This window comes from Salinisphaera sp. S4-8 (genome assembly GCF_040361235.1).
GTDB lineage: Bacteria > Pseudomonadota > Gammaproteobacteria > Nevskiales > Salinisphaeraceae > Salinisphaera.
This window is the reverse complement of the sequence record NZ_APNF01000002.1, coordinates 115,647-128,979: the sequence shown is the minus strand read 5'-3', so window position 1 is coordinate 128,979 and position 13,333 is coordinate 115,647. Positions and strand designations below refer to the sequence as shown.

Annotated in this window: 7 protein-coding genes and 1 pseudogene; 1 reads left to right on the top strand and 7 read right to left on the bottom strand. The window is 58.7% G+C overall.

Annotated features, from left to right (window positions below):
• Positions 1–4: 4 nt before the first annotated feature.
• The 5 genes and pseudogenes from S4A8_RS03235 to S4A8_RS03215 form a co-directional block, all read right to left on the bottom strand.
• On the bottom strand, positions 5–1,669 hold the full coding sequence (locus tag S4A8_RS03235; protein WP_353219008.1) for a hypothetical protein: 1,665 nt from the start codon (positions 1,667–1,669) through the stop codon (positions 5–7).
• Between the two features lie 145 nt (positions 1,670–1,814).
• The gene (locus S4A8_RS03230; RefSeq protein WP_353219007.1) at positions 1,815–4,793 is read right to left on the bottom strand and encodes a site-specific DNA-methyltransferase; all 2,979 of its coding nucleotides are present in this window, start codon (positions 4,791–4,793) and stop codon (positions 1,815–1,817) included.
• Between the two features lie 3 nt (positions 4,794–4,796).
• Complete coding sequence (locus tag S4A8_RS03225) at positions 4,797–6,686, bottom strand: GmrSD restriction endonuclease domain-containing protein (RefSeq protein WP_353219006.1); 1,890 nt, start codon at positions 6,684–6,686, stop codon at positions 4,797–4,799.
• 242 nt (positions 6,687–6,928) lie between these two features.
• Positions 6,929–9,991, bottom strand: a complete 3,063-nt coding sequence (locus S4A8_RS03220; protein ID WP_353219005.1) for a BPTD_3080 family restriction endonuclease — start codon at positions 9,989–9,991, stop codon at positions 6,929–6,931.
• Positions 9,992–10,092: 101 nt separating this feature from the next.
• Positions 10,093–10,321: pseudogene (locus S4A8_RS03215) on the bottom strand (type I-F CRISPR-associated endonuclease Cas1f); the annotation flags it as partial.
• A gap of 289 nt (positions 10,322–10,610) precedes the next feature.
• Between S4A8_RS03215 and S4A8_RS03210 the strand changes: the two are divergent.
• Positions 10,611–11,591, top strand: a complete 981-nt coding sequence (locus S4A8_RS03210) for a hypothetical protein (protein WP_353219004.1) — start codon at positions 10,611–10,613, stop codon at positions 11,589–11,591.
• 40 nt (positions 11,592–11,631) lie between these two features.
• Here the strand turns inward: S4A8_RS03210 and S4A8_RS03205 are convergent, their stop codons facing one another.
• Positions 11,632–12,639 (bottom strand): helix-turn-helix transcriptional regulator, encoded by a 1,008-nt coding sequence (locus S4A8_RS03205; RefSeq protein ID WP_353219003.1) that lies wholly within the window; start codon positions 12,637–12,639, stop codon positions 11,632–11,634.
• 20 nt (positions 12,640–12,659) lie between these two features.
• Positions 12,660–13,109, bottom strand: coding sequence for a hypothetical protein (locus S4A8_RS03200; RefSeq protein ID WP_353219002.1), 450 nt, complete (start codon positions 13,107–13,109; stop codon positions 12,660–12,662).
• Positions 13,110–13,333 lie beyond the last annotated feature (224 nt).

Here is a 13,333-nt window from a genome sequence, read left to right as displayed (position 1 = left end):
GTACTCATGACGTCTCTTCTTTCTTTGCTTTCTTGTTTTGTGGGATCGGTTTCGAGTAGACATACACGGGGCGCGACGTCATCGGGCGCTCGATGCCGTGACCCCGAAGCGCCTCGCAAGTCGTAGACCACGACGCACGCGATTCCAGTTCATTGAACGGGTCCTCCAGGGCGTCGTCGCTTGTGAAGCTGAACTCGGGCCAGTCCTGAAGCGTGCCGTCGAGATAACCGGTCGCATAGCCGAGATAGAGCTGAAAGCTGGTGAAGCTACGTTGAGACACGCTATTGCTATGCCAGAGATCGTAGAGGTCTTCGAGAAAGCATTCGACCTCGGCCGCGTCGGGGTACGCCGGCCAGGAGTCGGCGAGCCGCGCGGCTCGCGGCCAACTCAGCTGCGACATCGCTTCTTGCGTATACACCCAGCTTTCGCCACGCGCGTTCGCCGGCGGTGAAGACTGGCCGAACTCCGGGTGGTCGCGCCAGATACGCCGTATTTCAGTGGCCAAAGCCAGCGCCGGTGCGCTTACCCCGGCAGTTAGCAAACGCTCGATCGAACGTTGGGTAATCGGCCAAGGGCTTTCCTGAAAGATATCGAGTAGCACGGGCCAAAGCTCGTCTGCCTGGTCGTCGAAACGTCTTGCGGTTTGCGCAGCCAAGCGTTTGGCTTTGTCGTACTCGCTGAGCCGAGCGCCGCCCACGTCCACATCGTAGAGTGGTGCGTCGTCTTCTTCGTCGTCAGATCCGACGTCCCATATGTCTGGTAGGGCTTCGACAAGGTCGTACTCGTCGTCGATCTCTGTATCGATATCATCGAAGCCGCCGGGCATATCCTGTTCGATAAGCGGTTCGAGGTCGCCAGCTTCCAGCTCGAGTTCATACTGCTTGAGCGCTGTTGGTTCTTCGTCGTGTGAAAGTGCGGCGGTTGGCAGGCCATTATGTCCGCCGGCATCCGACTTGCTTGGTGGCTCATCGAAAACGCTCGCCTGGGCCTCAGCGCCGTCGCGCGATCTGTTTCCGTCCGGCTCGTAATCTGGTGGCGTCGTTTCGTTAAGAACGGGCGGTGCGGTCTCGCTCTCACTCGACTCCGAATGCGTGGGCGATCTAGCAACTCTCGCGCTATCGGACGGCTCGAACTCCGGCGCGATGGCCGGCGGCGTCGCCACCTCCGCTAACGAGGGTCGCGAACTCTCCGATTCATTGTCGAATGCCTTGTCGTCGAGGGCGGTTAAAGGCTCGACCGCGGTACGTAGGTCGTGCTGCTCCGTTGCACCCGCTTCAATTAAATCCAGATCCTCGTCGTCCCACTCGAGCGCAGCCATCGATCGGTCTTGACGATCAATTTGAGCCGACGCGGTTTTAAACGAATGCGGAGGTGTTTTTACCGGTTTGATATGCCGAGTAGATGCCGCTGCAATCGGCGCCCGCGGGCGTCGGGTTTCAGTGGCCACGACCGCAGTTTCTGGCATCACAGCGAGCGCTGGCGCCGCGCCCGGTACGAAAGAAAGAACCTCGGGTTCTGTCGCCGTACTGAAAAGCGAGCCGTCGTAACAGCTTTCGACATTATTTAAGTAGCTCGATGTTTGAGGGCGGCGTCGCCAACGGCGAACACCGAGCCACAGCATCAAAAGAACGCCGCACGCGATCATCGCGCCGGCAGTGCTCCCGGTCATCTTTCGATCCCCCTAGACCGCAATATGCGATCACGCCATTTCGCGTGTTTTGAATCCGCGATTGCGACGAACTAATCTCCCGATGCGTAAATATCTCAGAATTTTCGCGCGGGCGCTCTGAATCTTTTGTCGACCCTTCGACTCGTTATACGCGCAATACCTTCATGACCTCATCACCCAAATGGTTGATCACCTTGACGGCGATGCGGCCGGAGTCCGGGCGGCTGAATGCGCGTGAGGTGGCGCTGTGGAGCGTATCCCAGGCTTCTTCGTCGATCTCGGCCTTGAGCGTGGTCTTGAGCGATTTGTACGGGTCGGACTGGCCCAGGAAATAGGCGTGGCGGACGAAGAAGGATTCGCTGTCGTAGTCCGTGTCGATGAACCAGCAGGCAATGCCTTCCGGCCCGTCGGAGCGGACTTCGCCGGTGTTCGGGTGGAACACGTCCACGCCCTTCACCTCGACCACGATTTTTCCGGTCGGGATTTCCGGTGCGAATTCGATGAAGCTTTCGGTCCGCTCTTTCTCGGCACGTACCTCCGAAATCGGGCGCGCGTTCTCGTCCTTCTTCTTGTCCTTGCGTGCGGCCAGTTCGGCGGCGAGCCGTTCGAGCCGGTGCTCGCGGTCCTTGATCGTATTCTGTAGCGCTTCGCTACCGCCTTCGTGGATCTCGATATCCGGCTCGCCGAAGATGACGAACAGATTGCCCTTGCCGGTGTTCTTCAAGTCCTCGGCCATGTGCAAGTCGGCGTTCATGCGGGCCTTGAGCACGGGCACGCGACCGAGTTTCTCGAACTCGGTGGTATGAGCTTCGAAGTTGAAGGCACAGGCGATGAGCACGTCGAAATCCGCATCCGCCGCTTCGCGGGCGGCCTCGACCAGATCCTGGCGATCGACCGTGCCGAATTCGGGGCCGACGAAAATGGCGGCGCGCTTCTCGTTGGCGGCGTCGTCCTCGCCTTCCACATAGCGGCCTTCGGCACAGACGAGATCGCCCGGCCAGGGGGTGACCGACGTGAACTGGATCGCATCGTCCTTGTGCGCCTGCTGTACGCCGGCGGTGCGCAAGTTGTCCAGAATCATGGACACGAAATCCTGAGGCTCGTAGTCCGCGGCGTTCTCCCGAATCTTGTCGGCCGGGTCGATCGGTTCGCCGTCTTCGTCCACGCCCAGCGTGCGATGAGGCGAGATGGATTCCACCGTGAACGGCCCGGCCACGCGGACTTTCTTCCTGTCTTCGTAAGGCTTGTCGTAGAGATATTCTGCATCAGCCTTGGCGGCGATGGAGGCATCGATCTCTTGCTGGCGGGCGATGCGCTGTTCCCACCAGTCGGCGTGGGCCTTTTTGGCCTCGGCCGGCCAGTCGTCGCCGGCCTCGCGCGGGATTTCCCATTCTTCCCAATCTTTGCCGAGTGCGCTGTTCAACTGTTTTCTCAGCGGTTCCATCTTTTTCTGGAAGCGCTCCCAGATCACGCTGATCTCGGCGTTGTTGGCGATGGACTTGAGCGTGATATGCGGCACGCGCTCGTAAACAAATCCCTGGCGAATATCGCCACGCGTCGGCGCCGCCGACGGCGCGGTGCGGGTGATCTCGGCTTCTTTCTGCTGACCTTCCGACGAATCGGCCAGGAGATAGTAGGGGTAGCGGGCGCCCATGATGCGAGCGCGAGCGAGGGCGAGAGCGACTCGGGATGTGTCGATAGTGATCCAGCGGCGGCCCCATTGTTCGGCGACGGTGGCGGTGGTGCCGGAGCCGCAAGTTGGGTCAAGCACTAAGTCTCCGGGGTCGGTCGCCATTAATAGGCACCGCTGCACTATTTTCGCCGTCGTTTGCACTACGTAAACTTTCGCATCAGCGTAGCCACCGGTTGCGGTGTCCAGCCAAGTGTCACTTACAGGAAAAACTGGATGATCCGACACGTATCGCCGGTAGCTCAGCGTTTTTCCATAGGCTTCTAGCCTGTCTGCTTTTGCCAAATTTTCCAGCCCCGATACGCTGGTTTTCCAATGGCCACCCCCCGGCGAATAGAAGGTTTCACGATACTCAAACGACCCGGACGTTGTTTCGTTACGGTCAGGTGATGTTAGAGGTGAGCGACGGTATACGAGTGCGCCATCCAGCAAAGAGACGCGGCCTCGCTTTTCATCTTTGTTAATTTTTCGCCGCACCCCATCCGGCTCGAGGACGAAATCGTAGTTGACCCAGTCATACCCCTCCCTGGGTTGAAACAGCGACCGGAACTTCATCGAGCTCCGCGAACGTGCATACCAGAGGAGGAAGTCATTTGTTCCTGGCAACCGGTCGCCTGACTGAGTGGTTGTTTTGCGGAAAATTATCATGGTGCAGAAGTTGTCTTCGCCAAACACCTCATCCATCAAAGCCCGAACCCTATGCACATTCTCATCCCCAATCTGGACAAAAATCGATCCGGACTCGTGCAATAAATCTCTCGCGACAGTCAGACGCTCCCGCAGATAGGTCAGATAAGAATGAATGCCGTCCTTCCAGGTATCCCGAAACGCCTTGACCTGCTCGGGTTCGCGGGTGATGTGCTCGGCCTTGCCGTCCTTGACGTCGCGGCTGGTGGTGGACCACTGGAAATTGGAATTGAACTTGATGCCATAGGGCGGATCGAGATAGATACACTGCACCTGCCCGCGCAGGCCCTCGCGCTCGGCGAGGCTGGCCATGACCTGGAGCGAGTCGCCCAGGATCATGCGGTTCTGCCAGTTGGCGTCGAACTTGTAGAACTCGGTCCGGTCGGCGCCCTTGGGCAGGCCGTTGAAGTCCGCGAACAGGTCGGGCGTCAGCTCGCCGTCGTCGTGCTCGCGCTCCCGGGATTCCTTCTGCAGTTCGTCGATCAGCGCCTTGGGGTGCACCTTCTCCTGAATATAGAGCGGCGGCGCGTTGACCATGAGATCCGACGCGTCCTGCGTATCCTTCCCACGCCAGACGAGCTGCGGGTCCAGATCTCGATTGCGCCGCTCGTACGCCACGCGCAGTGGCGCTTGGGTCTCCTTGTCGAGCAATGGCTGGTGCTCGGCCGTGGGGATGTTCTTGCGCCGGGCTTCCTCGTGGGTGAGCGTTTCGACGGATTTGGACGTGGCGGTATTCTTCTTGGGCATGGTTCAGAGTTGCAGGTTATTCGAGGCGGCTTCGCTGGCCACGGGTTCGGGAGCGACCGGACTGTCTTCATCGTCATGTTCGTCTACGATCGCGCCCGGTAGTGGCTCGAAGGCCACCGGGCGATGCATTGCCGATGAAATGAGTTCGGCGAGCGCGCGCTTTCGATCTCGATAGAATGCGTCGTAGTCGTTGTTGCGTAGGTGTGCCGGGTCGACTAGATGTGTACGTAATAGGTCGTCGAGCTGGTCGCTAGTCAGACCGTGGCGCTGCTCAACAAAACGCAGGTAGTCCGACGGCGCCGCACCGCCGATCGCGCGGTTGGAGCCACCGAACAGCGGTGTTTTGTTGACGATGCTGTTGAAGTTATTCGCACCGTGTTTGCCGCACCAGTTGCTCGGAAAGATGTGGTGGATATCAATCGGGTCATGGTAATAGGTCATGACCTCGGCGCTCTGGCCGGTCACGAAATCGCGGCAGCCGTGGCGCAGCAATAACGCGTTGATGGCTTTGTAGGCAGCCGACTGGCGGCTATAAAGTGATTCGAGCCGCTCCTCTTGGAAGATGCACTCATCGATACTGCGAGGCGCCGGCCCGTCTTCGCTGATCCAGCGGATTAGTTCCGGCACGTCCCGCGCGATAGTGGTTTCTGACGATGAGCCGTAGTACTCGCCGAGCGCGGTGGACCAGAACCAGAGTTCCAGCTTTTCAGCCGCGGGCATTGTGTCAGCCTGTTTGCCAAGGTCGGCGTATACCGCGGCCAATGCGACGAGTTGATGCGAGTAGGGGACGTCCCGGCTACGCATCATCTTCAGTCCCGCCATCAACCGGCAGGCCCGTGTGAAGCCATGCTCGACGGCGTTGTTGTATCGCTCGTAGGCAGTAAATGGCAGGTCTAGCATATCCTCGTGGCGGCAACTCACGAACGGCAGTTCCCGGCCCGTCTTGCCGGCACGCTCGGCTTCACGCCGATTTTCCAGCATATGCAGCACGGTGCACGCCTGAAGAAAATCCGTGCTTTCGACGTGTGCGAGCACGCCGTCTTCTCCGCTGAACTGCAGAAGGCGTGTTTTGCGTCCAGGGCTCTGTTGCTGCTTGTCGCCCAACCAGTCCTTGCGAAGGTCGAACCCATCGGCGGCATAGATCGCGGTAAGCAGCTCGAAGGCGTCGAGCTTCTTGCCGCCGGTATTCACTTTTTCGAAGACCACGCATACAGCCTTGCGGGTGCTTTTTCGGCTCAGACGAATGAATGGCACTTCGTAGTGCTGGATGCGATGCAGCAGGCCGCTACCGAACGGGCTCGCCAATTCCCGGAAGAAACCGCCGTCACGCTCCATCCAGTGCTGCATCCATCCGTGATACCAAATGGTCGAATCGAAGCTTTCATTCAGCGGGAAGAAGTGATGCTCGAACTGGCCTTCTTGGGTCGAAAGGTCACGCACGATGTCCCGGTTGAAATTAGTGCGTTCGACCTTGTCCGCCGGTAAGACGACGATGGCTTCTTCGGTGATCGTCTCCTGCTCGAGCGCCTTGCGAATATCCAGGAAGAAAAAGCGCCCGCCTTTCGTGTGTTTGACTTGAACTGCATCCGGCGAGAACAGCGTTTGATACAGCGTGGTCATTCGCTGCTGGCCGTCAAGCAAAAGCTCGTCGGGCGCGGGCGGCCGTTCCGATAACTTCACGCCCTCGATAGGGCGCGGGGCAAACGATACGTCGCCGCCGGTTTGCAACGTCAGTAGTGCACCTACCGGGAATCCGTTGAGGACGCTTGCCAGCAAGCTCCGCATGGCGTCTTCTGGCCATACCCAGCCGCGTTGGAAATCCGGCAGCTGGATATCGCCCTCATGGACGCTTGCTAGCAGCTTGTGCAGCTGTTCTTTGGTGCTTTCAAACACGGTCTATCCCCTCAAATACTATTCTGTTACCAACTGGCTCTGGCCGGATGTGTGCTACCAGTCGGTCATAAATGCCGGTCACCAGCGCGTGCAGTTCTCGTCGACCGGCGGTGCGCACAAAAAAGCCCCAGGGGTTCGGCACGCACTCAGGATTCGTGAGCGGGCGTACTGCCAAGGGGCGGATGTGCTTAAGACGATGACGTAGCGCAATGTGGAATTCAAGCGTGGCCTGTAACCGGGGATCACGCTGGCTCCTGAACAACGCGCTCGACGATATCGTTGAATCGGGTTTCGACTTCTCTTTCGAATTCGTCGGCCATTTCAAAGACGTCGCCAAACTCTGCGAATGCCCAGCGCCCGTATGTGCCAAGGTGGTTGACCCCGGGTACCCAGTAGCTGTTCATGGTGTCGCGTTTGGTCTTGGCGTCTTCGCCGCGATAGCCCTTGATTTCGACCACAAGGTTGAGCGGGTCATCTTCGCCGCTGCCGTCGTCGATCAGCACAATGAAATCCGGCCGGTAGGTGTGTGCCTCGCCGGCCATGCGATAGGGCACATCGAACCCTAGGTTGTGGTTCTTCACGTAGCGGAGCACGCGCGGATGATTCTCGGCAACGCGGCAAAATTCCGCCTCCCAGCCGCTGTCTAGAATCACGCGATTAACGTGGCATTTGTCGGCACGGGTGTCGTACCGATCGGTCTTCGACGTGTTAAATCCGACATTCGCCGTGCTGCCGGTCGGGTTATAGGGCGCGGGAATGGCGCGCACGGGTTTGTCTTCGGCAGCCATGGTGCGAGTGATCGCTGCTTTGATCTTTTCGCAGGCGCGCTCACCGATATCGCGATACATGAGCTGCGCGGGAAAGGTCTTACCTTTGCATTTCAGGCACTCGTTGATCCACTGGCTAACCACTCGCTTGAGCGGCATGAACAGATGCATCGGCGGCTCTTGCCCGGATTCGCGCCAGTGTTCGAGCAAGGCTGTGGTCAGGTTGTAGACGATGGCGGAGTGCCGCATCTCTCCGGTATGAACCAGATTGAGCTTTTCCTGCATGCCGACAATGCCGCTCTGTTGAACCTCCGAGGGCCCGATGAGTTCGGGAGTGAGTTCCAAAACCGAATCTTCGGTAAATTTCACCTCGACCTTCTCCGGAGGAAGGTCGACTCGATACCCGGCAATGTGCGGAAAGCGGATTTCGAGCGCGTCGCGCGCGGGGCGCACAGCTTCTACGCGAACCGTATCGGCCGGGGGTTGCGGCGGGGCGTCCGTACGCTCGGACGCAAAATCGAAGGGAATACCCAGAATATCTGCGTATCGGGGTTCGAGCCGTCCGTGTTCATCCGTGTTGTGCGATTCGCGGCGCAGGGCTCGGCCAACCACCTGCTCGCAGAGCAGCTGTGTGCCGAACGCACGCACACCGAGCACGTGGGTCACGTTGCTAGCGTCCCAGCCCTCGGTGAGCATGGAAACCGATACCACGCAACGGATCGATTCGCCGAGTTGGCCCGGCTTGCCCACCGTGTTCATCACCTCGCGCAGCAAGTCTTGGTCGGTGATGTTTTCGCCATCGGCCGCGTTGCCGGTTCGTTGTATACGCTCGCGTTTGAAGCGTTCGATTTCGTCAGCGGCGGCTTCCCGGAAGTTCTTGTCCAGTGCCTCACCGGATTCGAGTTGCTCGCTATCGATGAGGAGCGTGTTCGGTCGGGCCAGGGGATCGCCGTGCTCGTTGTGATTACGGAAAAGTTTCAGCCGACCAGGCACGTGCGTCAGATTACCCTGGTCGTCCTCGCGATCGAAGCCGCTGACGTAGTCATAAACAAGCTTGGACGTCGCTGTGTTGTTACACACGATAATGAAGCACGGCGGGATCGACATCCCCGATTTCTGCCATAGATCGGATGTCTTTTCGTAGTGGCCGTAAAGCGCTTCGAGCGCGGTCAGAAGTGGCGTCGGCAGGCGATGCGGATCGTAATCTTTTGCCTTGCCGCGACCTTTCTTTGGCATATCCTTGCCGATGTGCTCCCAAAGGTTGCGGTAAAACGGCACATCCGCAGTCGGGAGGTTGTCATCGATCGGCACACGCGGCAGTTTTACGATGCCGCATTCGATCGCATCCATGAGCGAAAAGTCGCTCATCGTCCAAGGGAACAGCGTGCCTTCTATATAGCCGGACCCTGCGAGAAAGAACGGGGTGGCGGATAAATCGAATACGGTATGCACGCCGACGTGCCGCTGTAGCGCTTCCAGGCCGCTGATCCATAAGCGCGCGGCTTCGGCGTTCTTCTTGGCTTCGTCTTTCGCGTCGCCCTTGAGTTTCTCTGTCGTGTTGTCGACCTCGACGTCGCCAGGCTTTTCGCGATAACAGTGATGGGCCTCGTCATTGAGTACCATTACGCGCTTCATGCCCAATAGCGGGCTGGCTACGCGCCCAAGCATTTCGCTCTCAGATTCCACGGTATCCAGTCGCGGACCATAGCGTCCTTCCATAAGCGCGCGACCGCCCTTGGACAGGTCGCCTTTTTCCCGCTGTTTGAACGCGTGATAGTTAGTAAGCACGATTTGGGCGGCATACAGATCCCGAAGCATGTCGGTCGGCACCAGTTCGCGGCTTTCATAGTAGCTATCGGGATCGTTAGGTTTGAGCACGCGGAGTCGGTCGCGAATCGTGATGCCGGGCGCGACAATCAGAAAGCCTTTGGTAAACAACTTACTGTTCGGCCGCCGAACCGCATTGACTGTCTGCCAGGCGATGAGCATCGCCATGACCGTGGTCTTGCCGGCGCCGGTCGCCAGCTTAAGCGCAATTCGGTACAGATCGGGATTGGCTTCGTCGTTCGCGGTGCGCAAATAGTCGAGATAGTTTTTTCCGGTCTTACCGATCTTCGGTGCGACCTCAGTAAGCCAGATAGCGGTTTCTGCAGCCTCGATCTGGCAGAAGAACGGGCGAAGATTGCTGAACTCGTGGTGTCGCCAGTGTTTGAGCAGCCGAGCCGTTTCCGGCGTGACGCGCCATTGCGCTTCCGGCAGACGCCGCCAACGATCGACCTGATCGCGTACGCCATTGATGATCCCCGAGTGGTAGCGCTGCTCGGCCGAGGACAAGCCTTTCTCGTCGGCGAGTTCAAGCGATTGTTGATCGCCGCGCGTCTGACGTTTGGCTTTCGGGATCGGTGTCATGAACTGCGCTGGACGACGCTTGTTGATCACCTCATGCGTAGGCTGGCCATTTGCGTCGATCTCCCAGTGTTCATCGGGATACTCGTACGGCGTATTGAGAATGGGGCGTTTGAAAAAAGCGTCGGACATAAGGAGTCAGCGACCTTGGTTGGGATACGCTCCGTGAGCGGCTCGGAGCGGCGCCTGCTGATGCGGGTCATCAAGCACGTGATCACATATGAGATTCATACCTTGGCCAGCTCGCGCATCGCCGTTTGTGTGATCGATGTGCCGGTGCCGAGCAGGATCGATGTCGTATTCGCAAATGGGATGTTCCAGTACTTAGACTCCCGGCCTCTATCCGTTACGCAATGGACGCGACCGCCTTTCATCAATACCGGACAGTGTTGCAGGTAGTAAAGATTTCGCGCGCTTGGAATGCAGAATCGTCTTTAGATCGATTCGCGCGAGATCGTTCATCAGCCGCATCCTTCTGCGGCCGAATCTAAGTGATATCTGGCCCGGTGGGCAAATCTCGCGAACTTACCGGCTCCTGACCCTTCGCAGCTCTTACCGGGAGGCTTACGTCAAGCTCTTGGGTGAGATGTTTCTGGAATGCGCGCACTAACGGGGTAGAACCCATACGACACGCGTTGTCGCAGAATCGGACTAGTCTTACGCGAACCGATTTGAGCTTCCTTGCCCGTCACAGTGCGCAGATCCGCGCTGCTATCGATCTCGTAGGGGCTCGTTCCGTAGCGATGATGCGATGCAGTTCTCAAGACGCCAGTTTCTGACCCTAGGATTGACCGGCAGCGCAACCCTCGGTTTGCCAGCCTTACGAGCCGCAGCGACCGCACGTTGGACAGCAAGACGCGCGCCCGTCGTTTCCGTATGGGACGTGAATGCGGTTCAACTCGATAACTCGTACGCGATAAGCGGTGTTAGCCTCAGTTGCCACGAGGGGTATCCGGTCGAACGCGACAGTGTCGGTCGCCAGCGAATAGAACGATTAACGTGTGAAAGTGAAGGGCATTCGCTGAGGGTCGTCGCGGCCGGCCAGAAAGCACACCAGGTGTTGACGGAGCTACGAAGCGGGCAGGCCGCGACGGATCTGCGCTTTGCCGACATAACGAACGTACCGCTCCAGCCAATGTGCGATATCGCTATTTTTGTTGGCGACGCCGACGATCTGAGTTGGTTGAATCCGGTAGCTGCCGATACTGCGTTTTGGCCGATAGCGATCGTTCTCGACGCTAACAGTGCAGATGAGCTGGTTGCGCGGAACGCGCACGCCTTCAACTATCGGCACTTGTTCTTTGCGGGTGCCGCTAAGGATGGACGCCAGCTGGGCGCTGCCGCCGATATGCTCGACATGGTGGCCGCGCTGATCCTGCGCCATGGCATGATCGGAACCGATCTATGCGATATTCGTCGCATGCTCACGTCCACGGGCGAATGTCATTTCGAGTGTCGTCGCGGCACTAGTCTCGAGACTCTTTACAGCACAATCGATACGGTACTGGCCGACGTCACGCTGGACGCTCGTACGACCGGCGTCCTCGCCATGATCGTCGGGCCGCATGAGGTAGCGATCAATGACTTCATGTACCTCAACGATCGGCTTGTGCCGGCGGCCGGCCAAGCCGAAGTCTTAGTCACTCTCAAGACCCTAGAAGGGGGGCCGCAAGATCAGTTCGCTGTCGCGCTTTGGACGATTAGCGATGATCGATTCCCCGAAATCTGTTGAGCGCGCGTGATAGTGATTTGAGACGGATGTCCGGCCGCCGCTAGGCGTATTGCGCTGCTGCGTCCGTGAGAGCTTCGCCCACACGTAGACGAAGCTCTTTAGGCTGCACGACTTCAACGGCGGGACCGAAACCCAAGACCCACCACGTTAGTGCGTCGGTATCGACCACGCTGGCCGAGACACGCGAGCGGTCGTCTTCCGCCGGGGCGATCCGCTGATTCGTGCTGAGTGGTCGCTCGGCTAGATGAAGCGCCGCATCATTGTCCATCTCGAGCACGAGTTCTATGCGGCCCTCCCCGGTGGGGTAGCTGAATCCTTGTTCGCTACCGATATAGTCGTCCAGGTCAAAACCCTTGGGCCAGTGGCAATCGGTGTCGAGCGGGGTGAGTGTTCGTACACGCTGCAATGCCAATTGCACGACATTTTCGTAGTCCCATAAGGGGCCGACGAGATAAATGACGCCCTCGCGGCTGACTAAGCCGAGCGGACTGAAGTGGTAGGTTTTCGTCTCGCCCCCATGGCGTGGGCTGTAGGTGATTTCGACGCGCCGTTCGTGAAGCAGGGCGTCGTACATCGCACGCTGGATATCAACGTCGATCTCCGCTGCGGCCAGTTGTGGCCCGGTCCCGAGTACTCGTATTTTGTCGGTCCAGTCGTGTAAACGCCGCGCGCTATCGCTCTGAAGTATGTCGCGTGCGCGTGCAAAGTAGGGCGCCAGTAGTTGTATCGTCGACGGCGGGAGTAGCTCTGCCAAGTGTTGCTCGGCGAGGTTGAATGCGAGTGCCGTGTTCGGCTCGAGCCCAGGGATGTCGATACTCTTGAAGTCACCCGGCCAAAACCAATGATTCGTTCGTCCGGCGGTATCGCTCGTATAGCCAAAGATTGAGGAAAGCTTGTCCAGGTCGCGTTCGACGGTGCGTGGCGTGGTATCGAACCCCTCGATTTCGAGCGCTTGATGAACCTCGCGCGTCGATGCCATCCGCGGATGGCGTGGGATAAGACGCAGCATGGTCCACTGCCGGAAGAGGGTGTCGCGATTGTCGGCCATCGTTATAGTGTTGGAATTGGCTAAGGTAAGTCGTCGCCGAAGCCTACATCTAACGCTGTCTGGCGAGCGAGATCCAGGCTTGAGAGAACACGTGCATCGAACAAGTGAAAACCGTGTCGCAGCGTGAACTCGGCGCCAAGCTGATATTCAATAGCGCCGCCATTGACGACAAATGCACGAGCTGTGGTTCGGCCGAGCTTCCGCAAGTGTGACCCGGCGCGCTCTCGTCGTGCCGTCGTCTCGATTTGGAACGGTAACGTTGCCACGGTGGTATGTGGCATGCCGTTCGTTGCCAGATATTGGCATACTGCCCGTGCTGCACAGCTGCCAGCGAAGCCGCCAAGGCAGGCAAGGATGACGATTGCCTCCCTAGAGCTGTCGTTGAGGCAGAGAGTGTCAAGGAATCCACGTAAGTCAGTGTGGACGTGCGCGACAGCTTGCTGTTCAGTACGGTCGTCTTGAATATGCATCCATACGGGCATCGGTGAAATGGATATGGCTTTCCAGTGGCCCGTGCTTAGGTCCGAGTGATACGGCCCCAGGCCAGTCGTATCGACCGCAAAACACCTGGTCGCGGGGCTTGTTGGCAAACGCGACCGCTGCAGTAGACGCGCGGCTGACGTGCCGCAAGCGAAGACTGTAAGCCGCCGGGCGCCATTTGCAGCGGAGCCGGATGAGGCTGTCGTGGTTGGAT